Origin of the sequence: Streptomyces sp. NPDC046727, assembly GCF_040645635.1 — a bacterium.
Lineage (GTDB): Bacteria > Actinomycetota > Actinomycetes > Streptomycetales > Streptomycetaceae > Streptomyces.
In genome coordinates, this window is the sequence record NZ_JBEYYR010000030.1 from 63,199 (window position 1) to 86,002 (window position 22,804).

Here is a 22,804-nt window from a genome sequence, read left to right on the forward strand (position 1 = left end):
GCCGAAGCCAGTACGTGCACTGCGGTGTGCGGCGCCTCCGAAGCCGGCGTGTAGGAATGTGTGTCCTTACTAGCCCTACCCGGTACACCGAGCGGGTCGCAAGTGCGTTCTGTGGTAGTATGTCCGATTCTGTGCGGATGTTCGGGTGTCGGAGTGCGCAGGGAGGGCGTAATGTTCGAGGGCATCAGCAGCCACGGGCATCAGCAGCCACGACCTCGGGAGAGAGACGGCATGGACCACGGGACGGTCGGCAGCGCACAGTCGGGCCGGCTTCTGGTGGAGGTGCGGGAAGAGGGCTCCAGCGCCGTTGTGACACCGGCGGGTGAGCTGGACCACCACACCGCCGATCTGTTGCGCGAGCCCCTCGACGACCTCCTGGACAAGGGCTTCTCGCGGCTCGTGGTGGACTGCACACGCCTGGAGTTCTGTGACTCCACCGGGCTGAACGTCCTGCTCGGTGCCCGCTTGAAGGCCGAGGCCGCCGGGGGCGGGGTCCATCTGGCCGGAATGCAGCCGGTGGTCGCCCGCGTGTTCGAGATCACCGGGGCCGAGGCGGTCTTCACCGTCCACGACTCCGTGGAGGCGGCCCTGGCCGACGGTGCCGACTGACCCCGTCGACCCTCCCCGCCGGCCCGGTCCGCGCACCGGCCTTCGCGGGCGTCGCGTCCGTCACGCCGAAGAGGGGGGTGTTCCGCCGGATCGGTCGGGCAGGAGAGGGCAGAAGAAGGCAGGATCTGTCCGGTACGGGACCCCGCCCCGGTGGTGGGCGGGCGGTGCCCGGCCGGCGGCCGGACGGCGTACGACCGGCCGGCGTCGACCGTGCCGGACCGGTGACCCGGCTGCTCGCCGGGCCGCGGTCCGGACTGCTGACCGGACTATTGAATCGTGAACTGGTGAATCGGTGAGGTGAAGCGCTGATGAGCACCACCCGGCCTTGCTCGCCGGGCGACCGCGGCCCGGAGCCCAGCGGCGCTTCCGGGGTGTCCGAGGGGGAGGCGCCGTCCGCCGGCGCAGCCACGGGGGCAGCCGCGCCGTCCGTGACGTCCGGACCGGCCGACGGCACACCGCCGGCCGCGGGCCGACGCGTGCGCAGACTCCCCCTGGAGGGCGAGAGCGGGGTCGTTCCGCTGGCCCGCGACTTCGCCCGCCAGGCGCTGTACGCATGGGGCTGGCTGCCCGCCGCCACCGCCGACCAGCGGGCCGCCGCCGAGGATGTGCTGCTCGTCGTCTCCGAACTGGTCACCAACGCCTGCCTGCACGCCGAGGGCCCCGAGGAAGTGGTCATCGCCTGCGACAACAAGGTGATCCGGCTCGAGGTCTCCGACCGGGGCACCGGCCAGCCGGCCCCGCGCACCCCGCACCGCGCCGGCCGCCCCGGCGGCCACGGCATGTTCATCGTGCAGCGACTGTGCCTGGACTGGGGCGTCGTACGTACCCCGGGCCGCTCGGGCAAGACCGTGTGGGCGGAACTGGGCGCGCCCGCCTGACCGTTGCCGGCGGGCACCCGAGCCCCCGTCTCCACTCCGGCACCCCTTCGCACGCGCCGGATCACCACAACTCCGGCGTGTGACGTGTCTTCCTTCCTCACGACCCCCGGCGTACCTTGACGGCCGAATCTGATATGCCGTCAGGAATGAATGGGGTGGACCGACCGTGTCGTACCCGAAACGAACCGCCGCGCTCGTGTCCGCCGCGGCCCTGGCCGGCTCGGCGGTGCTGCTGGCCGCGCCGGCGGCCCACGCCGACGTCGTCGACGTCAACTACCGCTGCCAGACGCCGATCGGCGTCAAGAGCGCCGTCTCGCCCATCGACATCAAGGGCGTCAAGAGCGGCAGCGGCTACAAGGTCACCATGTCCTGGCAGAAGGGCGTCTCCTCCAGCCCGGTCGAGCTGGGCAAAGGGGCGATGAGCCCGAGCGCCACCATCAAGCTGGGCGGCGCCGACAGCGGCACACTCGCGGTGAGCGGCCCCGCGAACGCCGCCGCGATCCCGGCCAACACCCCGATAAAGATCAGCGACTTGAGCGGCACGTACACGCCGAGGAAGAGCGGCAAGGTCACCCTCACGGCGGGCACGCTCACCATCAAGGCGCTCGGTACGACGACGACCTGCACGCCGACCAACAACCCGAAGCCGTCCCTGACCCTGGACGTCACGGCGGCCGGCGGCTCGTCCTCCGGCGGCGGCTCCTCGTCGTCCTCGGGCGGTACGACCTCCGGCGGGCAGCTGCCGCAGACCGGCCCCGAGGACTCCGCGGTCGCCCTGGGCACGCTCGGCGGCACGGTCCTCCTGGCCGGAGCGGCGGGCGCCCTGTGGCTGACCCGGCGCGGCCAGCCGGCCCGTCGCTGACCGACCCGCCCGGACCGCACCCCGTGCCGCCCGCCGAACCGTCCGGCCACCACCGCTGGAGCCGCCCATGCCGCCCGCCGCACGCGTCCTCGGCCCGCCCTCGGGCGCCCCGCACCCTGTGGGCACCGCCGTCCTCACCCTCCTCTTCTCCCTGCTGACCGCCGCCCCGCCCGCCGTGGCGCAGTCCGGCGGGTGGTCGCTCGCGCCTCTGGGGGACGGGCGGCCCGCGTTCTACGCCGAGGGTGCTCCCGGAGCGGTGCTGCGGGACACCGTGTCCGTGACCAACGCCGGGCGGACGGCGGTCACGGTGCGGCTGCGCGGCACCGGTGTGCCGGCGGTGTTCGCCCGGAGCGGTGTCCGGATCCCCGCCCGGACCCGGGCCGAGGTGCCCTTCACGGTGACCGTGCCGCAGGGTGCCGCGCCCGGTGACCGCACCGGTGCGATCGTCGCGCGGGACACGCACGGCCGTACCGCGACCGTGCCGGTCCGGCTGCGGGTCGGCGGCCCCGCGCTCGCCGCGCTGACCGTCGAGCACCTCGCCGTGCACGGGGACCGGATCACGTACGAGCTGGTCAACCGCGGTACGACGGTGCTCGTGCCGAAGCTCGCGGTACGCGCCGACGGTCTCTTCGGCCGGGTCCTGGACCGCGCCCCGCGCACCCTCCCGGTCCGGCTGCCCCCGGGTGCCCGGCGCACCCTCGACGAGCCGTGGCCCGGCCGTCCGGTGCTGGACGAGGTACGGGTCCGGCTGACGGTGACGGCGGCCGGCGGGGCGAGCGACACGGCCGGCACGTCGGCCGCGTACGTGCCGTGGGGTGCGGTGGCCGGCGGCGTGGGTGCGGTGGCGGCGGGTGTGGCTGTGTTTCTCCTCAGGCGGCGCGGGCACCTCCGGTCCGGCGAGGGCGAGTTGGCGGGAGCGGTGTCGTGAGGCGGGTCGCGGGGGCGGTGCTCGTCGCGCTGCTGCTGGTCCTCGCCCCTCTGGCCGGGCCGGTACGGGCGGCGGACGGGCCGGCGGTGAAGCTGTCGGCGGCGCAGGCCGGCGCCGGCGGCTCGGTCACCGTCGGCGGCACCGGCTGGCGGCCCCGGACGCTGCTGATGGTGCTGGTCTGCGGGCGGGCCACCCCGGCCCGGGGTGTCATCGGCGGCACCAACTCCTGTGCCAACGGCGACGGCCGGGCCGTGACCACCGACGCCGACGGCGCCTTCAGCCGGAGACTCCCGGTCGCCGAACCGCCCGTGCCCTGCCCCTGCGTGGTGCACGTGGCCACCGTCACCGGTGCCGAGGCGGAGGCCGACGCCGTCCTGGAGGTCGCCGGGCATCCGGTGGCCCCGCTGCCCGCCGAGCCCTCCGCCGGCCGGCTGGCCGTGCTCTCCGACACCCGGCTGACCGGGTCGAGCGGCCTGCTGACCTGGTTCGGGGCGCCGCCGAGCCGCACCCTGGTCCTCACCGTCGGCAACACCGGCACCGGCGCGATCGAGAACCCGGTGTTCCGGGTCGGCACCGCGCACGGCGTCTTCGCCCCCGAGTGGGACGAGCGGCAGTGGCACGGCACCCTGGCACCCGGGAAGAAGGCGCAGGTCGAGCTGCCGGTCGAACTGTCGGCAGGGGCGCACGGCGACTACACCGTGACGCTGAAGTACGCCGGCCGGGTGCTCGCCGAACAGCCCTGGGGCGTGGGCCGGCCGTGGGGCGTGACGCTGTTCTGGATCCTGCTCTGCCTGGTCGTGCCGACCGCGCTGTTCCGCGTCGGCATGGCCGTGGTGGACCGGATCCGGCCGCGCCGCCCGGGCGGCACCGGGCACCGGCGCCGCCCGCCCCGGCCCGCCGCGCGCCTGCGCCTGCCCCTGCCCCTGCCGCGCTCCCGTACGGCCGGGCCCCCGGCCCGCACGGCCGACGCGGACGCCCCGACTCCGACCCTGCCGTGGTTCACCCCGGACGCCGTTCCGGGCGGCCCGGCCGGCCGGCCCTCCGCACCGCACGACGACAGCCCGACGAGTCCTACGACTCCGACCACGAAGGGACCAGCGTGAGCATGCGAAGGAGAGGCACAGCGGCCGGGGGACGCAGACTGGCGGCGGCGGGCGCCGCGCTGGCGCTGGGCGGTGCGGGCGTCCTGCTGGGCGTGGCCGCGGCACCCGCGCTGGCGGCCGACGTGTCGTACGCCACCCACTGCGTGCCGCCCGCGGGCATCGATCCCGTCGACGGCACCACGAAGGTCGGGATCACCGCGCCGGCCACGGCCAAGGTGGGCGACACCGTGGACATCGTGTGGAAGTTCGCCCAGGCCGCGTCCAAGAACCCGGACATCATCGACCTGCCCGCGAACTCGGTCCAGCCGTCCGGCGTGCTGAAGGCGGCCGGCGCGCAGACCGCCGACATCGCGATGCAGGGCCCGCGGGAGAACCCCGCGATCCCCAAGGGCGGGGACATGGTGCTGTCCGACATGAAGGGCAGCCTGAAGCTGACGGCGGCCGGCGAGGTGACGCTGACGCCGGACGCGTACACCGTCAACGCGATGTCCACCGACACCAAGTGCACGCCGAAGGAGGCCGTGCAGAAGGCCGCCACGATCCAGGTGACGGCGGGCGGCGGCACGTCCAGCCCGCCCCCGACCCGGTCGACGACACCGACGAAGAGCGCGACCCCGACCGGCGGCACCGACTTCAAGGGCAAGGAGGTCCAGGTCCCCTACGCCTGCAAGACGCCGATCGGCGACAAGAAGGCGACCTCGCCGGTGCAGATCGACGCCAGGAAGAAGGGGGGCGACTACGCCCTCACCGTGCAGTTCAAGAAGTCGGTGATGGACAGCCCCGCCGAGATCCCGAAGGACTCCGTGAAGCCGTCCATGGAGGTGGTGCTGGGCGGCGCCGACAAGGGCACCGTCCATGTGGAGGGGCCGACGAACGCCGAGCCCATCAAGGCCGGCGACCCGATCGAGATCCCGGACCTCACCGGCATCTACAAGCCCGGCGCCAGCGGCTCCTCGACGCTGTCCCCGGGCGTGCTGACGGTCAAGGCGCTCGGTACGACCACCACGTGCACGCCGGAGAAGACGGAGGTCTCGCTCACCCTGGACACCGCGGAGCAGCCCGGCGGCGCGGCGGGCGGCACGTCGACCTCGGGCGGTTCGGGAAGCTCGGGGGGTTCGGGGGGCTCGTCCTCGTCCGGGACCTCCTCCGGCACCACCGGCGACGACGGCGGGCTCGCCGAGACCGGCGCGAGCGACCACGGCGCGCTGAAGGCCCTGGGCCTGGTGGCGGGCACCGCGATCCTGCTGGGCGGCGCGGTGTTCACGTTCCTGCCGGGGCGCCGGGCCCGCCGGTGACGACGGAGGGCCACCGCATCCGAGGATGCGGTGGCCCTCCCGGAACCTGGGGTCAGGTCAGTGCACGTCGCCCATCAGGGACTTCACGTTGCGGCGGTACATGTAGACCGCGACACCCGCGACGGCGGCGAGGATCGCCTCCACCAGCACCGCGCCGGACCCGCTGAGGTCGACGCCGGCGATGGCCGGGTTGGACAGCAGGCTGGTGACCGAGTCGCCCGCGGTGACCGCGAGGAACCAGACACCCATCATCTGGCTGGCGTACTTGGCCGGAGCCATCTTGGTGGTGACCGACAGGCCGACCGGCGACAGGCACAGCTCGCCGACGGTCTGGATCAGGTAGATGCCCACCAGCCACATCGGGCTGACCTTCGTGCCGTCGGACGCCATGCCCAGCGGCAGAAGGAAGAAGAAGAACGAGACGCCGATGAAGAACAGGGCGGCGGCGAACTTCGCGACCGTGCTCGGCTCCTTGCCGCGGCGGCTCAGCCACAGCCAGACCCAGGCGAAGACCGGGGCCAGCGCCATGATGAACACCGGGTTCAGCGACTGGTACCACGAGGACGGGAAGTCGAGGCCGAACAGCGAGCCGGCGGCCTTGTTCTCACCGAAGGCCTGGACGGTGGAGCCGCCCTGGTCGTAGATCATCCAGAAGGCGGCGGCGGCCACGAAGAACCAGATGTAGCCCGTCATCTTGGACTGCTCGACGTCCGAGAGGTCCTTGTCGCGCTTGATGCGCAGCAGCACGCCGGCCGGGATGACCAGACCGATGACGGTCAGCGGGATCATCGCCCAGTTCAGGGTGAAGTGGCCGGTGAAGCCGACGATGCCGTAGAAGACGGCGGCGACGGCCAGCCAGATCAGGCCCTTGCGCAGCCAGGTGGCGCGCTCCTCGGCCGCCAGCGGCTTCGGGACGACGTTGCTCTGCGGGCTCAGGTTGCGGGTGCCGAGCAGGAACGCGGCGAGACCGATGGCCATGCCGACCGCGGCGAGACCGAAGCCGAGGTGCCAGTTGACCTCCTGGCCGACCGTGCCGATGACGAGCGGCGCGAAGAAGGCACCGGCGTTGATGCCCATGTAGAAGATCGTGAAGCCGCCGTCCCGGCGCGGGTCGTCGGGCCCGTTGTACAGGTGGCCGACCATGGTGGAGATGTTGGCCTTCAGCAGACCGGAGCCGAGCGCCACCAGTCCCAGACCGGCGAAGAAGGGCGCCTGACCGCCGGGCAGGGCCAGTACGACGTGACCGGCCATGATCGTGACGGCCGCGATGGCGACGGTCTTGCGGGGGCCCCAGACACGGTCGCCGAGCCAGCCGCCGGGCATGGCGAGCAGGTACACCATCGACAGATAGACCGAGTAGATCGCGGTCGTCGTGGCCAGGTCCATGCCGAGCCCGCCGCCCATGCTGCCCTTCTTGGCGTCAGGGCCGCCGGAGAGCAGGTAGACAACGAGCAGGGCCCTCATGCCGTAGAAGCTGAAGCGCTCCCACATCTCGGTCATGAAGAGAGTGGCCAGTCCGCGGGGGTGGCCGAAGAAGGTCTTCTCGGAACCGGGGGTGCCCGGGCGGACCGAGTCCTTCGTCAGGCTGGACGCCATGGTCGTTCCTTGCTGGTCGGGACGCGCGCTGGAGCGTTGCGCGCCCGGTGGGGGTGCGGCCGGCACCGGCAGGGTCGGTCGTCCACCCCCCACGCCCAGGGGGGAGTCCGCTCCGGATCACGGCGCGGCGGACGGCGACCACCGGGATCCACGCCCCACGACGCGTCGCTGCGTCCGGAGCCCGGCCAGAGGTCATTCCTTTCGAGGCTGATCTTTGTCAGCCCGCACACAAAAGAGACCTTCAGCGTCTAGTGCCCGCCAAAGGTCCCCGGTGTGTGCTACAGGCGTTCAGGTCACCATACGGCAGGACAGTGCCGGATATGGAAGGACTTGAGACGCGGATCACAGGTGTCGCGGGAACCACGCAACTGCATTCGAAGGTCTCTCCTACGATCGCATCCCCAGGTCAATGGTTCGTACCAGCGGGACGCGAAGGTAAGAATCCCTGGTGCTCATCACACCTCGGCACCGTGCGCGGGCGGTCTACCATCACCTCATGACCCGTGTACTGCTCGCCGAGGACGACGCGTCCATCTCGGAGCCGCTGGCCCGCGCCCTGCGCCGGGAAGGTTACGAGGTCGAGGTGCGCGAGGACGGACCCGCCGCGCTCGACGCCGGAATGCAGGGCGGTGTCGATCTGGTCGTGCTGGACCTGGGCCTGCCCGGCATGGACGGCCTGGAGGTCGCCCGCCGGCTGCGCTCCGACGGCCACACCGTGCCGATCCTCATCCTGACCGCGCGGGCCGACGAGGTGGACACCGTCGTCGGTCTGGACGCGGGCGCCGACGACTACGTCACCAAGCCCTTCCGGCTCGCCGAACTGCTCGCCCGGGTACGGGCCCTGCTCCGGCGCGGCGCCGCCGAACCGCAGCAGCCGCCGGCCACCCACGGGGTGCGGATCGATGTCGAGTCGCACCGCGCCTGGATGGGCGACGAGGAACTCCAGCTGACCGCCAAGGAGTTCGACCTGCTGCGGGTGCTGGTGCGGGACGCCGGCCGGGTGGTGACCCGGGACCAGCTGATGCGCGAGGTCTGGGACACGACGTGGTGGTCGTCGACCAAGACCCTCGACATGCACATCTCCTGGCTGCGCAAGAAGCTCGGCGACGACGCGGCGAACCCCCGGTACATCGCGACGGTGCGTGGAGTGGGCTTCCGCTTCGAGAAAAGCTGAGCCCTTCCCCGGGTCGAGCGATCACTTCAGGTAACGGAACATGCGCCGACGTCTCATCCAGTCCACCCTCGCCGTCGTCCTCGTGGTGATCGCCGTCTTCGGGGTCTCCCTGGTGATCGTCGAGACACGGACGATCAGCAACAGCGCCCAGGAGCGGGTGGAGTCGGAGGCGGTGCGGCTGGCCAGCATCGTGGACAGCCGGATCCTCGCCGCGGAGAACGTCAACGCGGACGTGCTGCGCAATCCCGTCAGCAAGGACCAGTACGCGGTCATCCGCATGCCCGGCAGGGCGCCCATCGAGATCGGCAGCAAGCCCCAGGGCGACACCATCCACTCCACGCAGCGCGGCGAGGAGGGCGAGACGGTCACCGTGCAGGAGCCCCGCTCCGCGGTGACCCGCGAGGTCGGCCGGACCCTGCTGATCATCGGGCTGGTCGCGCTGCTCGCGGTGGTGGCGGCGGTGCTGCTCGCCGTACGGCAGGCCAACCGGCTCGCCTCCCCGCTGACCGACCTCGCCGAGACGGCCGAGCGCCTCGGCTCCGGCGACCCGCGCCCGCGGCACAAGCGGTACGGCGTCCCCGAGCTGGACCGGGTGGCCGATGTGCTGGACTCCTCCGCCGAGCGGATCGGGCGCATGCTGACGGCCGAGCGGCGCCTCGCGGCCGACGCCTCCCACCAGCTCCGTACGCCGCTGACCGCGCTGTCCATGCGCCTGGAGGAGATCACCCTCACCGACGACCCGGACACGGTGAAGGAGGAGGCGACCATCGCGCTGACGCAGGTCGAGCGGCTGACCGACGTGGTGGAGCGGCTGCTGACCAACTCGCGCGACCCGCGCACCGGCTCCGCGGTCTCCTTCGACCTGGACGAGGTCATCCAGCAGCAGCTCGCCGAGTGGCGGCCCGCCTACCGCAGCGTCGGCCGGGCCATCGTCAGCTCCGGCAAGCGGCATCTGAAGGCCGTGGGCACGCCGGGCGCGGTCGCGCAGGTGCTGGCCGCGCTGATCGAGAACTCGCTCATGCACGGCGGCGGCACGGTCGCCCTGCGCACCCGGGTCACCGGCAACCAGGCCGTGATCGAGGTCACCGACGAGGGGCCCGGTGTGCCGGCCGACCTCGGCGCGCGGATCTTCGAGCGCACGATCAGCGGGCGGAACTCCACGGGCATCGGCCTGGCCGTCGCCCGGGACCTCGCGGAGGCCGACGGCGGCCGGCTTGAGCTGCTCCAGGCACAGCCTCCGGTCTTCGGCCTGTTCCTCTCCCGCACGCACCCGGCGCGCAAGCCGGACGGGGACCGGCCGACGGTCCGCTAGCGAGAGGCCGCGGGGCCGAGGCGCCGAGGACTACGGGACGCGCTCGCTCTGCGCCGGCCGCTCCGACTCCCGCTCCAGAATCGATTCGGCGCCGGCCACGGCCTCCCGGCCCGGCAGCGTCCGGAACACCCAGGTGCGGTACGACCAGAACCGGAACAGGGTCGCGACGCCGATGCCGACGAACTTGAAGACGTTGCTCTGCAGCGGGCTGTCCCAGCCGAACCCGTACGTCGCCAGGTACAGCACACCGTTCTCGATCACCAGGCCGACCGCGCTGAACAGCAGGAACAGCGTGAGTTCCTTGGTGCGCCCGCTCTTGTCGCGGTCCCGGTACGTCCAGTAACGGAACCCGACGTAGTTGAAGACGATCGCCACGACGGTCGCGATGATGCTGGCGCGCACCACCGGCAGGTCTGACACGTGCCGGACCAGGTTGAACACGCCGAGATTGACCAGGACACCGGCGCCGCCGACGGCGCCGAACCTGACCACCTCGCGTACGAGCCGTTGCAGCCCCGAGGAACGAGGTTCCATGGCTGGGCAGCTCCCGTCGGTAGGTTTCGTCAACCCCGTCATGCTAGCCGCGCCGGACGGCCGGTGCCCGTGGACCGGGCGAGAGCCGGGAAACAGGTCGGAAAGAGGCGGGGAAGCGCCGGGTAAGAGGCCGTGGGAGGGACGCGATCCGGCCGCACCGGCGTGGCCGATACGCTAGGGGTGTGACGTTCCCGGTAGTCGGCATGGTCGGCGGGGGGCAGCTCGCGCGTATGACGCACGAAGCGGGCATCCCGTTGGGCATCAGGTTCAAGCTTCTCAGTGACACTCCCCAGGATTCCGCGGCGCAGGTCGTACAAGAGGTCGTCATCGGCGACTATCGCGACCTGGACACGCTCCGTGAGTTCGCGCGTGGTTGCGATGTGATCACCTTCGATCACGAACACGTACCCACCGAGCACCTCAGGGCCCTGGAGGCGGACGGCATCCCCGTGCGCCCCGGCCCCGACGCGCTCGTGCATGCCCAGGACAAGGGCGTGATGCGCGCGAAGCTCGACGCGATCGGCATCCCGTGCCCCCGGCACCGGATCGTCGCCGACCCGGAGGACGTGGTCCGGTTCGCGGCCGAGGGGGACGGCTTCCCGGTCGTCCTCAAGACCGTCCGCGGCGGGTACGACGGCAAGGGCGTGTGGGTCGTGGAGACCGCCGAGGAGGCCTCCGAGCCGTTCCGGGCCGGCGTGCCGGTCCTCGCCGAGGAGAAGGTCGACTTCGCCCGCGAGCTGGCCGCCAACGTCGTACGCTCCCCGCACGGCCAGGCCGTCGCCTACCCGGTGGTGGAGTCCCGGCAGGTGAACGGCGTCTGCGACACGGTGATCGCACCCGCGCCCGACCTGCCCGAGGACCTGGCCCTGCACGCCGAGCAGATGGCCCTGACCATCGCCAAGGAGCTGGACGTCGTCGGGCACCTCGCCGTCGAGCTGTTCGAGACCCGCGACGGCCGCGTCCTCGTCAACGAGCTGGCGATGCGCCCGCACAACTCCGGCCACTGGACCATGGACGGCGCGATCACCTCGCAGTTCGCCAACCACGTCCGCGCGGTCCTGGACCTGCCGCTGGGCGACCCGCGCCCGCGCGCCCGGTGGACCGTGATGGCCAACGTCCTGGGCGGCGACTACCCCGACATGTACTCCGCGTACTTGCACTGCATGGCCCGCGACCCCAAGCTCAAGATCCACATGTATGGCAAGGACGTGAAGCCCGGCCGCAAGGTCGGACACGTCAACACCTACGGCGACGACCTGGACGACGTGCTGGAGCGCGCCCGTCACGCAGCCGGCTACCTGAGAGGCACGATCACCGAATGAGCCCTGTTGTAGGCATCGTCATGGGGTCGGACTCCGACTGGCCCGTCATGGAAGCCGCCGCCAAGGCCCTGGACGAGTTCGAGATCGCCTACGAGGTCGACGTCGTCTCCGCGCACCGCATGCCCCGCGAGATGATCACGTACGGCGAGCAGGCCGCCGACCGCGGCCTGAAGGTGATCATCGCGGGCGCGGGCGGCGCCGCCCACCTGCCCGGCATGCTCGCCTCCGTCACCCCGCTGCCCGTCATCGGAGTGCCCGTGCCGCTGAAGTACCTGGACGGCATGGACTCGCTGCTCTCCATCGTGCAGATGCCGGCCGGTGTCCCGGTCGCCACGGTCTCCGTCGCCGGTGCCCGCAACGCGGGTCTGCTCGCGGCCCGGATGCTCGCCGCGCACGACGAGGACCTGCTGCACAAGATGCGCGACTTCCAGCAGGACCTGAACGACCAGGCCACGGAGAAGGGCAAGCGGCTGCGCGCCAAGGTCGAGGGCGCGGGCAGCGGCTTCGGCTTCGGGAAGTGACCGCCGTGGCCGCCCTGGACGAAGCACGCGCGCTGCTGCGTGAGTTCCCCGTGGTCGACGGGCACAACGACCTGCCCTGGGCGCTGCGCAAGCAGGCCGGCTACGACCTGGACGCCCTGGACATCGCCGGCGACCAGCACGAGCACCTGCACACCGACCTGCCGCGGCTGCGCGCGGGCGGGGTCGGCGCCCAGTACTGGTCGGTGTACGTGCCCGCCGACGAGCCGGAGCCGGTCGCGGCCACGCTGGAGCAGATCGACTGCGTCCGGCAGCTGCTGGACCGCTACCCCGCTCAGCTGGCGCCCGCGCTGACCGCCGGGGACATGGAGGCGGCGCGCCGGGACGGCCGTATCGCCTCGCTCATGGGGGCCGAGGGCGGGCACTCCATAGCCAACTCGCTGGGCACGCTGCGCGGCCTGTACGGGCTCGGCGTGCGCTACATGACGCTCACCCACAACGACAACGTGGACTGGGCGGACTCCGCGACCGACGAGCCGAACGTGGGCGGCCTGTCCGCCTTCGGCCGCGAGGTCGTCCGGGAGATGAACCGCCTCGGCATGCTCGTCGACCTCTCGCACGTGGCGGCCACGACGATGCGGGACGCGCTGGACGCCACCTCCGCGCCGGTGATCTTCTCCCACTCCTCCGCTCGGGCGGTGTGCGACCACCCCCGCAACATCCCCGACGACGTGCTGGAGCGGCTGCCCGCCAACGGCGGCGTGGCCATGGTGACCTTCGTGCCGAAGTTCGTGCTCCCGGCGGCGGTGGAGTGGACGGCCGCGGCGGACGAGAACATGCGCGCCCACGGTCTGCACCACCTGGACACCAGCCCCGAGGCGATGAAGATCCACCGCGCCTTCGAGGAGCGCACCCCGCGCCCGGTCGCCACGGTCTCGACGGTGGCGGACCACCTGGACCACATGCGCGAGGCGGCCGGCATCGACCACCTGGGCATCGGCGGCGACTACGACGGCACCGCGTTCACCCCGGACGGCCTCAGCGACGTCTCCGGCTACCCGAACCTGCTCGCCGAGCTGCTGAGGCGCGGCTGGTCCAAGGCCGACCTCGCCAAGCTGACCTGGCAGAACGCGGTGCGGGTGCTGGGCGCCGCGGAGGACGTGGCCCGGGATCTGCGGGCCACGCGCACCCCGTCCGTCGCGACCATCGAGTCGCTGGACGGCCCGCGGGGCTGAACCGCCACGGGCGGGGGCGCTCGCCCCCGCCCGACGTACCCCCGAACGCCCCACTCATCAGGAAGTCCCCCTCCGCTCCGTGCGACCGTATCGGTACGCCAGCCGCAGCACGCCGTAGCTCACGACCGACGTAGCCCACGACGACGTACGGAGCCCGCCATGGCCGACCTCCAGGACGACATCCCCACCGCGACCGAGGTCGGCGGCGGCTACGACCTGCGGGCCGACCCTCCCCCGGACTCGCTCGACCGGGGGTACCCCCGTCCGCAGCAGCCCGACGCGGAGCTGCTGGCGCGGGCGCACACCCTGCTCGCCTCCCACCCGGTCGCCGACGGCTACAGCGGCCTGCCCTGGGCCCTGCGCCATCTGCCCTGGTACGACCTGGAGCTGGGCGAGACCGCCGTCGACACGGACGTGCCCCGGCTGCGCGAGGGGCACGTCGCCGCGCTGTTCTGGTCACTGCACCTGCCCGACGGCCCGGGCATCGAGGGGCTGGGCCGCGAGCGCGCGGCGGCGGCCACCCTGGAGCAGCTGGACCAGGTGCGCACGGTCGTCGAGTCCCACCCGGAGGGGCTGCGGCTGGTGTACACCGCCGGGCAGATCATCGACGCCCGCAACTGCGGCCGGGTCGCCGTGCTGCTGGGCCCCGCGCACGCCGCCGCGCTCGACGACTCCCTCGGCATCCTGCGCATCCTGCAGTCCCTCGGGCTGCGCGTGCTCACCCTCACGGGCACCGCCTGGGCGGGCCCGTCCGGGCTGACCCGGTTCGGGGAGGAGGTGGTGCGCGAGATGAACCGGATCGGGGTGCTCGCGGATGTCACCGGCGCCTCCGCCGCCACCGTCGAGCGGACCGTCGCCCTGTCCAAGACCCCGGTGCTGTGCACCCGCTCGGCCGCCCGCGCCCTGCGCCCGCACCCGGCCAACCTGCCCGATGAGCTGCTCGCGGCCCTGGGGGAGGCGAAGGGCCTGTGCATGGTGCCGCTGACCGCCGAGCAGACCGGCCCGACCGTCCCGGACGTCGCCGACCACCTCGACCACGTCCGCGACGTGGCCGGCCCCGAGTGCGTCGGCCTGTCCGGCACCTACGACTCCGGGGCCGTCCACCCCCGTGACCTCGCCGACGCCTCCCGCTACCCGCACCTGATCGCCGAGCTGCTCCGACGCGGCTGGTCCGAGACCGAGCTGTCCCTGCTGACCTGGGGGAACGTACAGCGGGTGCTGCGCAGCGCGGACTTCGCGGCCCGCGCCGCGCAGCACCGCCGGGAGGCGTCGACGGTCACGATCACCGAACTCGACGGCTGAGCCGCTACGACCCCGCGCCCGGGCCGATCCGGCACAGGCAGAACGGATGCCCGGCCGGGTCGGCGTACACCTGGAAGTCCTTCTTCTCCCGGTCCTCCAGGTCCAGCGGGCGGGCACCGAGCGCCAGCACCCGCTCGTGCGCCACATCGACGTCCGCCCAGCCCGGGCCCGCGTCGAAGTCGAGATGGCACTGCTGACCGTTGTGGTCCGCGCGCGGCCACTCCGGCGGGGTGTGCCCCTCGGCCCGCTGGAAGCACAGCCGCGGCCCGTCCGGGACCTGCAGGACGACCCAGTCGTCGTCCTCGGGCTCCGGGGTGCCCCCGGCCACCGCCGCGTAGAAGGCGGCCAGGGCGTGCGGGTCGGGGCAGTCGAGCACGACGTTGCGGAAACGGGCCACGGAGGTCATCACGTTCTCCCTCGGTCGAACGGGTGGTGGGCGCCCCGGTTCAGCAGGCGCACAGGCAGAACGGGTGCCCAGCGGGGTCGGCGTAGACACGGAAGGTGCGCGAGCGGTCCGCCGCGTCCAGCGGCCGCGCGCCCAGCTCCAGCACCCCCTTCTCGGCCGCGTCCAGGTCCGCCACGACCAGGTCCAGGTGGAACTGCTGGGAGCGGTCCTCCGCTGGCCACTGCGGCGGCACGAACCCGGTCACCTGCTGGAAGGCCAGCGCCGGCCCGTCCGGCACCTTCAGGTCCACCCAGGAGCTGTCCTCGGGGTCCACCTCCGGCGTGCCGCCCAGCACACCGGCGTAGAAGCCGGCCAGCGCGCCGGGGTCGGGACAGTCCAGGACCACGACACCGAACTTGGCGAGAGCCATGACTACCTCCTTGCGTTACCCCTGGAGAGGGTCAACCGGTAACGGTTACCGCATGCTCCCGCACTGGAGGTAACGTCGCAAGCATGAGCGAGAGATCGGCCGCTCCGGGCGGCCTGGCCCTGGTCGAGTCGCTGGTGAACACGCTGGACATCGAGACGGGCGCCGACTCGCTGGACACGCCGGAGGGCCGGGCCCGCCTCGGCGTCACGGAGACCGGGCTGGCCGACGCCCGGGAGCTGCGCGAGTCGCTGCGGGCCGCGCTGCTCGCCCACGCCGGCCATCCGCCGCACCGTGCCGTGACCCCGCTGGGCACCCTGCTGGCGCGGGCCCCGCTGCGTGTCGCCGTCGACGACCACGACGGTTCGGCCCGGCTCGCGCCCGCCGACCCGGGCCCGCTGCTCTCCCGGATCGCCGCCGCCGTCGCCGAGGCGCTCGTCGCCGGCACCTGGACCAGGCTCAAGGCGTGCGAGGCCGGCACCTGCCACTGGGCGTACTACGACCGCAGCCCCGCCGGCCGCGGGCGCTGGTGCTCGATGCGGGTGTGCGGGGCCCGCGCGAAGATGCGCCGCTACCGGGCGAAGGGGCCGTGAGACGGGACGGCGTGGTGCAGAATGCGGACAGACGCCGGTTCGGCCGACTGAGCCTCGGCCGAACCGGCGTCACCCGCTCCGTGCTGTCATGTGCCCTGTGCTGTCACGCGGTGGGGCGGCCCATCGCGCGATAGGTCCAGCCGGCCCGCCGCCACAGCTCCGGGTCGAGGGCGTTGCGGCCGTCCAGGACGATCCGGGCCGCCGCGACCTCGCCGAGCGCCGCCGGGTCCAGCTCGCGGAACTCCCGCCACTCGGTCAGATGCAGCACGACGTCGGCGCCCCGGACGGCCGCCTCGGCGGTCTCGGCGTAGCCCAGGGTCGGGAAGACCTTGCGGGCGTTCGCCATGCCCTTCGGGTCGTACACCGTCACTTGCCCGCCCTGGAGGTGGATCTGCCCGGCCACGTTCAGCGCGGGCGAGTCGCGGACGTCGTCCGAGTCGGGCTTGAAGGTGGCGCCGAGCACCGCGACCCGCTTGCCGAGGAAGGAGCCGCCGCCGAGGGCCTCCCGGGTCATCTCGACCATCTGGCCGCGCCGGCGCATGTTGATGGAGTCGATCTCGCGCAGGAAGGTCAGCGCCTGGTCGGCGCCCAGCTCACCGGCGCGGGCCATGAACGCCCGGATGTCCTTGGGCAGGCAGCCGCCGCCGAAGCCGATCCCGGCGCGCAGGAACTTGTGGCCGATCCGGTCGTCGTGCCCGATGGCCTCCGCGAGCTTCGCGACATCGCCGCCCGCGGCCTCGCAGACCTCCGCCATCGCGTTGATGAAGGAGATCTTGGTCGCGAGGAAGGAGTTCGCCGAGGTCTTCACCAGCTCCGCGGTCGGGAAGTCGGTCACGACGAACGGCGTGCCCTCCTCCACCGGCGTCGCGTACACCTCGCGCAGCAGCTTCTCCGCGCGCTCGCTGCGCACGCCGACCACGATCCGGTCCGGGTGCAGGGTGTCCCGCACGGCGAAGCCCTCGCGCAGGAACTCCGGGTTCCAGGCCAGCTCGGCGTCCTGGCCCGCCGGGGCGTGCTCGGCGAGGTAGCCGGCCAGCCGGTCGGCGGAGCCCACCGGCACGGTCGACTTGCCGACGACCAGGGCCGGGCCGTGCAGATGCGGGGCGAGGGAGGCGATCGCGGCGTCGACGTACGACATGTCGCAGGCGTACTCGCCGTGCTTCTGCGGGGTGTTCACGCACACGAAGTGCACGTCTCCGAAGGCGCCGACCTCGGCCCAGTCCGTGGTGAACCGCAGCCGTCCGGTCGACCCCTCGATGCCGGCCACGTGCCGGCGCAGCAGTTCTTCGAGGCCGGGCTCGTACATCGGGGTCTCGCCGCGTTCCAGCAGGGCGATCTTCTCCGGCACGACGTCGAGACCGAGCACCTCGAACCCCAGCTCGGCCATGGCCGCCGCGTGCGTGGCGCCCAGATAGCCGGTGCCGATCACAGTGATCTTCAGGCTCATGGATGTGCTCCAGATCGGGTACGTCGGTGATGCGGAGCCGAGCATAGTCGGGCCGTCCACCGGGCAATTTCCCCGCTGTCGTGTAGCTCACGTAGGCGTCCCACGGGCGGGCCTCTAAAATTTGAGTTACTTAACGGTAATTAGCGTCAGTATCACTGCGTCTTTGGAGCGTGAGAGACCGTGGCCGGATCGGCTGACTTCGACCTGTACCGCCCGTCCGAGGAGCACGACATGCTCCGGGACGCCGTCCGCTCGCTGGTCGAGGCGAAGATCGCACCGTACGCCGCGGCCGTGGACGAGGAGGCCCGCTTCCCCCAGGAGGCGCTGGACGCCCTCGTCGCCAACGACCTGCACGCGGTGCACGTCCCCGAGGAGTACGGCGGCGCCGGCGCCGACGCGCTCGCCACGGTCATCGTGATCGAGGAGGTCGCCCGCGCCTGCGTCTCCTCCTCCCTCATCCCCGCGGTGAACAAGCTCGGCTCCCTCCCGGTGATCCTCTCCGGCTCCGAGGAGCTGAAGAAGAAGTACCTGGGCCCGCTGGCCAAGGGCGACGCGATGTTCTCGTACGCCCTCTCCGAGCCGGAGGCGGGCTCGGACGCGGCCGGCATGAAGACCAAGGCCGTCCGCGACGGCGACCACTGGATCCTCAACGGCGTGAAGCGCTGGATCACCAACGCGGGCGTCTCCGAGTACTACACGGTGATGGCCGTCACCGACCCGGAGAAGCGCTCCAAGGGGATCTCCGCCTTCGTCGTCGAGAAGTCCGACCCGGGTGTCTCCTTCGGCGCCCCGGAGAAGAAGCTCGGCATCAAGGGCTCCCCGACCCGCGAGGTCTACTTCGACAACGTCCGCATCCCCGCCGACCGCATGATCGGCGAGGAGGGCACCGGCTTCATGACGGCCATGAAGACGCTGGACCACACCCGCATCACCATCGCCGCCCAGGCCCTCGGTGTCGCCCAGGGCGCCTTCGACTACGCCAAGGGCTACGTCCAGGAGCGCAAGCAGTTCGGCAAGGCGATCGCCGACTTCCAGGGCATCCAGTTCATGCTCGCAGACATGTCGATGAAGATCTCGGCGGCCCGCGCCCTCACCTACCAGGCCGCCGCCGCCTCCGAGCGCGGCGACGCCGACCTCACCTACCTGGGCGCCGCCGCCAAGTGCTTCGCCTCGGACGTGGCGATGGAGGTCACGACGGACGCCGTCCAGCTGCTCGGCGGCTACGGCTACACCCGCGACTACCCGGTGGAGCGCATGATGCGCGACGCCAAGATCACCCAGATCTACGAGGGCACCAACCAGGTCCAGCGCATCGTCATGGCCCGCAACCTGCCGTAACGCACGGCTCACGGACCCCTGAAGGCGCCCTGCGGGGCGCCTTCTTCCGTGCGGCGGGACGCCCGGACTCGACATGCGGGACCGCGCCGCGCGGCGTAGGACGGAAGCACATGGGGACCCGGTCGGGGTCCCCCCTGCCTCCGAGGAGGAGCCATGACCCAGCCCGGAACGATGGCGCCGATGCCCCAGCAGATGCAGGACTGCGTCGATGCCTGCATGAACTGCCACACCATCTGCGAGGAGACCATGAGCTCCTGCATGCAGATGGGCGGCCAGGCCCAGATGCAGATCATGCGCGCGCTCATGGACTGCTCCGAGATGACCCGGATGTGCGCCGACATGATGATGCGCCGCTCACCCCTGTCGGCCGAGATGTGCGCGCTGTGCGCGCGGGCCTGTGACATGTGCGCCGAGGCGTGTATGGCCATGCCGGACGACCAGCAGATGATGCGCTGCGCCGAGGCGTGTCGCCGCTGCGCCGAAACCTGCCGCGCGATGGCCGGCGCCACCATGTGACGTCCGGCGCACAACGGCCGAGGGCACCCGTGCGGGTGCCCTCGAACCGTGCCGCGGAGGCCGTCAGTTGCCGGAGACGGTGACCTTCTCGTCGTTGTTCAGCTGGTCCACCAGCGTCTTCACCTTCGCCTTGTCCCAGACGAGGTTGCCGCCCGAGGAGCCGGAGATCGGCATGTTCATCGAGGTGCCGTCACCGCTGTTGACGCCCTTCATCGCCCAGAACATCGAGGCCAGGTCCCACAGGGACATGTCCTTGTCGACGATCAGGGAGTCCAGGCCCGCGCCCATGACCGGGTAGAACTTGAACGGGTTCAGCACCGTCGACGGGGTGGCCACCTGGTGGGCCAGGGCGGCCAGGAACTTCTGCTGGTTCTTGGTGCGCTGCAGGTCGGACGTGGCGAACGCGTGCCGGGTGCGGACGAAGGCGAGGGCCTGCTGGCCGTTCAGGGTCTGCTTGCCGGACTTGAAGTCGGCGCCCGACCACTTGTCCTTGAAGCCCTTGTCGATGTCGATGTCGACGCCGCCGACCGCGTCCACGATGTTGGCGAAGCCCTGGAAGCCGATCTCCACATAGTGGTCGATGTGCAGACCGGTGTTGGACTCGATCGCGCGGACCAGCAGCGTCGGCCCGTCCTCGGCGTAGGTGGCGTTCAGCTTCGCGTGCCGGCCCTGCGCCGGGTAGGTCTTCCCGGACGTCGAGCCCTTGTACGACGGGACGACCACGTCCGAGTCGCGCGGCAGCGAGATCAGCGTGTCGCCGTTGTCGCCGACGTGCAGGATCATCATCGAGTCCGTGCGCTTGCCCTCGGCGCCGCCGGTGTGCAGCTTCTTCTCGTCCTGCTTGGACATGCCCTCACGGCTGTCCGAGCCGACGATCAGGTAGTTCGTGCCGTCGCCCGCCTCCGGCCGGTCGATGACCTTCGACAGGTCCACCTCGCGGCGCAGCTTGGAGTCGGCCCAGAAGTAGGTCGCGATCGAGGTGACGACCAGCACGGTCGCCAGCGTGATCGCGGTCCACTTGATCCGGCGCCGCCAGTTCGGCGCCGGGCGCGGGGCGCGGGCGGGCGCGCCCGTCGGAGCGCCCGGCCCCCCGCCGCCGGGGCTGCCGTAGACCTGACCTGTGTTGTAGCCGCTGTCGTAGTCGCCGTAGCCGGCGCCGTCGTCGTGCCCTCGGCCGTCGACGTACGACGGCTGCTGCGGCACACCGGCTCCGTACGGCGGCGCGGCCGGGCCGGGGCCGCCGTACGCCGAGCGCGGCCCGGGCGGTACCGCCGGGCCGCGCCGCACCTGACGCATCACGCGGGCCCCCTCCGGCTGTGCGCCGGCGCTGCCGCGTCCGTAGCGCGGGTCGCGGTTGTCGTCGGACCATCCCTCGGGCCAGTCATTCATGCGCCCCAGTGTGCAGGGCACGGCAGTGGGCCCGACAAGGGGTGTCGAAAAATCAGAGCGCCGCTGTTGCGAACCCGACACAAATTCCGCGATTGTCACCACGGCATAAGGTGGGGGCCATGACAGACCAGGCCACGGACATGGATCCGGACATGGAACCGGACATCCCGGGCAAACCCACGTCCGCCTCGCGCACCACTCTCAGCCACATCATGACCCACAACGACACCAACCTGCTGGGGACGGTGCACGGCGGTGTGATCATGAAACTGGTCGACGACGCGGCGGGCGCGGTGGCCGGCCGGCACTCCGGCGGTCCCGCCGTCACCGCCTCCATGGACGAGATGGCGTTCCTGGAGCCGGTCCGCGTCGGTGACCTGGTCCATGTGAAGGCGCAGGTCAACTGGACCGGCCGGACCTCGATGGAGGTCGGCGTCCGGGTCCTCGCCGAGCGCTGGAACGAGTCCGCCCCGGCCACCCAGGTCGGCTCGGCCTACCTGGTCTTCGCCGCGGTCGACGCCGACGGCAAGCCGCGCCGCGTCCCGCCGGTGATACCCGAGACCGACCGCGACCGCCGCCGCTACCAGGAGGCCCAGATCCGCCGCACCCACCGCCTGGCCCGGCGCCGGGCGATCAGGGAGCTGCGGGAGCAGCGGGCGGCCGAGGGCTTCGAGGACTGACCTGGGCGCCCCCTACGCGCCGGAACACACCACCTCGTTGCCCCGCACCACGGACTCCTCCGGCTTGCCCGGGTCCTCGAAGCGCACCGGGCGCACGTTCCTGAAGTCCGTCCCGGCCGTCACCTTCAGCGTCGGCCCCTGCCCCGGCACCGCGCGCAGCTCGCTGCCCGGCAGGGCCGCGGCCAGGGTGCGGGCCGAGCGGTCCCAGCGGGGGTCGTAGAAGATCACCGTGCGCGGCACATGGGCGGGGGCGGTCACCGGCCGGCGGGTGGTCGCGAAGCCGGTCGCCGCGAGCGCCGCGTCGACCCGCCGGGCCAGCCCGACCGTGCCGGTGCCGTTCGCCACCTGGACCCGGACCGTGCCCGGGGCCACCTCCACCGGCACCGGAGCCTCGGCCGGGGCACGGCGCGGCCGGTCCACGCTGAGCGGCTTGTCGTCCCGCACCGCCCCGAACAGCCGGTCCGCCTTCGCCTGGTCCCACTTCAGGGTCGAGCCGATGCCCTTGACCTGGTAGTTCAGCTGCCCGATGGGCACGGTGGTGAACTCGGACGAGGACGGCGAGAAGTTCCGCATCGCACGGCCGAGGTCGAGCAGCTCGTCGGTGCCGAAGCCCGCGTCGGCACGGACCGAACCGAGCACCGCCCGGGTCACGTCCCGGAACCGCATCGGGTTCAGCAGCACCCCGGAGGAGGTCGCCTTCTCGATCAGCGCGGCCAGGAACCGCTGCTGCCGCTTCATCCGGCCCAGGTCGCTGGCCCCGTCGAGGTGCCGGGCGCGCACGTACTGCAGCGCCTGCCCGCCCCGCAGGGTGTACGTGCCGGGCGCGAGGTCCAGCCCGGTGTACCGGTCCTTCAGCGGCGTCGGCGTGCAGACCTTGACCCCGCCGAGCACGTCCACGGTCTTCATGAAGCTGGTGAAGTCGACCTCCAGATAGTGGTCGATCTTCACATGGGTCATGTTCTCCACCGTGCGGATGGTCAGCTGGGGGCCGCCCTCGGCGTAGGCCGCGTTCAGCTTGACCGGGTGCGGGCCGTGCCGCTGCCCGGAGTTCTGGTCGATGTGCGCGGGCATCTCGGCGTAGGAGTCGCGCGGCAGGCTCACCACGGTGGCCCGCTCCCGGTCCTCGGCGATGTGCACGATCATCATGGTGTCCGTGCAGTGGCAGGGCTGCCCGCCCAGCCGGTAGGTGCGCCGGTCCTGCTCGCTGACCTTGTCCCGGCCGTCGGTGCCGACCAGCAGGACGTTCATGCCGTGGCCGGCCTGGGGCCGGTTCTTCATGTCCTTGAAGGCGTCGATCCGGGTGATCCCCGCGTCCAGACTGCTGACGACCGCGTGCCCGATCCCGGCGGAGGCCAGCACCACGACCGACAGCGTGGTGACCGCCCGCATGGCCCAGCGGG

At 72.0% G+C, this 22,804-nt stretch carries 23 protein-coding genes; 16 read left to right on the top strand and 7 right to left on the bottom strand.

The features are described 5' to 3' along the window. The first annotated feature begins 231 nt into the window (after window positions 1-231). The 6 genes from ABZ937_RS30355 (at window position 232) to ABZ937_RS30380 (ending at window position 5,675) form a co-directional block, all read left to right on the top strand. The gene (locus tag ABZ937_RS30355; RefSeq protein WP_055706505.1) at window positions 232-609 is read left to right on the top strand and encodes an STAS domain-containing protein; all 378 of its coding nucleotides are present in this window, start codon (window positions 232-234) and stop codon (window positions 607-609) included. A 308-nt stretch (window positions 610-917) separates the two neighbouring features. Then, on the top strand, window positions 918-1,487 hold the full coding sequence (locus ABZ937_RS30360) for an ATP-binding protein (protein ID WP_361696518.1): 570 nt from the start codon (window positions 918-920) through the stop codon (window positions 1,485-1,487). A 166-nt stretch (window positions 1,488-1,653) separates the two neighbouring features. After that, window positions 1,654-2,349, top strand: coding sequence for an LPXTG cell wall anchor domain-containing protein (locus tag ABZ937_RS30365; RefSeq protein WP_361696519.1), 696 nt, complete (start codon window positions 1,654-1,656; stop codon window positions 2,347-2,349). A gap of 67 nt (window positions 2,350-2,416) precedes the next feature. Further along, window positions 2,417-3,277 carry a hypothetical protein gene (locus tag ABZ937_RS30370; protein ID WP_361696520.1) on the top strand — a complete coding sequence of 287 codons (861 nt, stop codon included), beginning with the start codon at window positions 2,417-2,419 and terminating at the stop codon, window positions 3,275-3,277. Further along, window positions 3,274-4,380 carry a hypothetical protein gene (locus ABZ937_RS30375; protein WP_361696521.1) on the top strand — a complete coding sequence of 369 codons (1,107 nt, stop codon included), beginning with the start codon at window positions 3,274-3,276 and terminating at the stop codon, window positions 4,378-4,380. Before ABZ937_RS30370 ends, ABZ937_RS30375 begins: the two co-directional genes overlap by 4 nt. A 2-nt stretch (window positions 4,381-4,382) precedes the next feature. Next, window positions 4,383-5,675, top strand: a complete 1,293-nt coding sequence (locus ABZ937_RS30380) for a hypothetical protein (protein ID WP_361696570.1) — start codon at window positions 4,383-4,385, stop codon at window positions 5,673-5,675. Window positions 5,676-5,732: 57 nt separating this feature from the next. On the opposite strand, the gene ABZ937_RS30385 is transcribed toward ABZ937_RS30380, so the two are convergent. Beyond that, entirely contained in the window at window positions 5,733-7,271 is a 1,539-nt protein-coding gene (locus ABZ937_RS30385; protein WP_361696522.1) for an oligopeptide:H+ symporter, read from the bottom strand. Between the two features lie 496 nt (window positions 7,272-7,767). Here ABZ937_RS30385 and ABZ937_RS30390 point away from each other — a divergent pair, with 496 nt between their 5' ends. Both ABZ937_RS30390 and ABZ937_RS30395 read left to right on the top strand, forming a co-directional pair. Then, window positions 7,768-8,445, top strand: coding sequence for a response regulator transcription factor (locus ABZ937_RS30390; protein ID WP_100571005.1), 678 nt, complete (start codon window positions 7,768-7,770; stop codon window positions 8,443-8,445). 40 nt (window positions 8,446-8,485) lie between these two features. Further along, the gene (locus ABZ937_RS30395) at window positions 8,486-9,757 is read left to right on the top strand and encodes an ATP-binding protein (protein WP_361696523.1); all 1,272 of its coding nucleotides are present in this window, start codon (window positions 8,486-8,488) and stop codon (window positions 9,755-9,757) included. A 30-nt stretch (window positions 9,758-9,787) separates the two neighbouring features. On the opposite strand, the gene ABZ937_RS30400 is transcribed toward ABZ937_RS30395, so the two are convergent. Next, a complete protein-coding gene (locus ABZ937_RS30400) occupies window positions 9,788-10,291 on the bottom strand; it encodes a GtrA family protein (RefSeq protein ID WP_361696524.1) in 504 nt (167 codons plus the stop codon). A gap of 182 nt (window positions 10,292-10,473) precedes the next feature. On the opposite strand from ABZ937_RS30400, the gene ABZ937_RS30405 reads away from it, so the two are divergent. The 4 genes from ABZ937_RS30405 to ABZ937_RS30420 all read left to right on the top strand — a co-directional run bounded on the left by ABZ937_RS30405 (window position 10,474) and on the right by ABZ937_RS30420 (window position 14,629). After that, complete coding sequence (locus ABZ937_RS30405) at window positions 10,474-11,613, top strand: 5-(carboxyamino)imidazole ribonucleotide synthase (RefSeq protein WP_361696525.1); 1,140 nt, start codon at window positions 10,474-10,476, stop codon at window positions 11,611-11,613. Beyond that, window positions 11,610-12,134 carry a 5-(carboxyamino)imidazole ribonucleotide mutase gene (purE, locus tag ABZ937_RS30410; protein WP_361696526.1) on the top strand — a complete coding sequence of 175 codons (525 nt, stop codon included), beginning with the start codon at window positions 11,610-11,612 and terminating at the stop codon, window positions 12,132-12,134. Before ABZ937_RS30405 ends, purE begins: the two co-directional genes overlap by 4 nt. After that, a complete protein-coding gene (locus ABZ937_RS30415) occupies window positions 12,131-13,327 on the top strand; it encodes a dipeptidase (protein ID WP_361696527.1) in 1,197 nt (398 codons plus the stop codon). Before purE ends, ABZ937_RS30415 begins: the two co-directional genes overlap by 4 nt. A gap of 159 nt (window positions 13,328-13,486) precedes the next feature. After that, window positions 13,487-14,629, top strand: a complete 1,143-nt coding sequence (locus ABZ937_RS30420; RefSeq protein ID WP_361696528.1) for a dipeptidase — start codon at window positions 13,487-13,489, stop codon at window positions 14,627-14,629. 4 nt (window positions 14,630-14,633) lie between these two features. On the opposite strand, the gene ABZ937_RS30425 is transcribed toward ABZ937_RS30420, so the two are convergent. Beyond that, window positions 14,634-15,035, bottom strand: a complete 402-nt coding sequence (locus tag ABZ937_RS30425) for a VOC family protein (RefSeq protein WP_361696529.1) — start codon at window positions 15,033-15,035, stop codon at window positions 14,634-14,636. Between the two features lie 40 nt (window positions 15,036-15,075). Beyond that, window positions 15,076-15,444: a VOC family protein gene (locus ABZ937_RS30430; RefSeq protein WP_361696530.1), complete on the bottom strand. Its 369-nt coding sequence runs from the start codon at window positions 15,442-15,444 to the stop codon at window positions 15,076-15,078. An 83-nt stretch (window positions 15,445-15,527) separates the two neighbouring features. On the opposite strand from ABZ937_RS30430, the gene ABZ937_RS30435 reads away from it, so the two are divergent. Beyond that, the gene (locus ABZ937_RS30435) at window positions 15,528-16,034 is read left to right on the top strand and encodes a CGNR zinc finger domain-containing protein (protein WP_361696531.1); all 507 of its coding nucleotides are present in this window, start codon (window positions 15,528-15,530) and stop codon (window positions 16,032-16,034) included. Between the two features lie 103 nt (window positions 16,035-16,137). On the opposite strand, the gene ABZ937_RS30440 is transcribed toward ABZ937_RS30435, so the two are convergent. Continuing rightward, the gene (locus tag ABZ937_RS30440) at window positions 16,138-17,481 is read right to left on the bottom strand and encodes a UDP-glucose/GDP-mannose dehydrogenase family protein (RefSeq protein WP_361696532.1); all 1,344 of its coding nucleotides are present in this window, start codon (window positions 17,479-17,481) and stop codon (window positions 16,138-16,140) included. 180 nt (window positions 17,482-17,661) lie between these two features. Between ABZ937_RS30440 and ABZ937_RS30445 the strand changes: the two genes are divergently transcribed. Further along, entirely contained in the window at window positions 17,662-18,819 is a 1,158-nt protein-coding gene (locus ABZ937_RS30445) for an acyl-CoA dehydrogenase family protein (protein WP_361696533.1), read from the top strand. Window positions 18,820-18,972: 153 nt separating this feature from the next. Beyond that, window positions 18,973-19,335 (top strand): four-helix bundle copper-binding protein, encoded by a 363-nt coding sequence (locus tag ABZ937_RS30450; protein WP_361696534.1) that lies wholly within the window; start codon window positions 18,973-18,975, stop codon window positions 19,333-19,335. Between the two features lie 63 nt (window positions 19,336-19,398). On the opposite strand, the gene ABZ937_RS30455 is transcribed toward ABZ937_RS30450, so the two are convergent. Beyond that, on the bottom strand, window positions 19,399-20,724 hold the full coding sequence (locus ABZ937_RS30455; RefSeq protein WP_361696535.1) for an LCP family protein: 1,326 nt from the start codon (window positions 20,722-20,724) through the stop codon (window positions 19,399-19,401). Window positions 20,725-20,843: 119 nt separating this feature from the next. Between ABZ937_RS30455 and ABZ937_RS30460 the strand changes: the two genes are divergently transcribed. Next, on the top strand, window positions 20,844-21,404 hold the full coding sequence (locus ABZ937_RS30460; RefSeq protein ID WP_361696536.1) for an acyl-CoA thioesterase: 561 nt from the start codon (window positions 20,844-20,846) through the stop codon (window positions 21,402-21,404). 12 nt (window positions 21,405-21,416) lie between these two features. On the opposite strand, the gene ABZ937_RS30465 is transcribed toward ABZ937_RS30460, so the two are convergent. Next, on the bottom strand, window positions 21,417-22,793 hold the full coding sequence (locus ABZ937_RS30465) for an LCP family protein (RefSeq protein ID WP_361696571.1): 1,377 nt from the start codon (window positions 22,791-22,793) through the stop codon (window positions 21,417-21,419). Window positions 22,794-22,804: the final 11 nt, after the last annotated feature.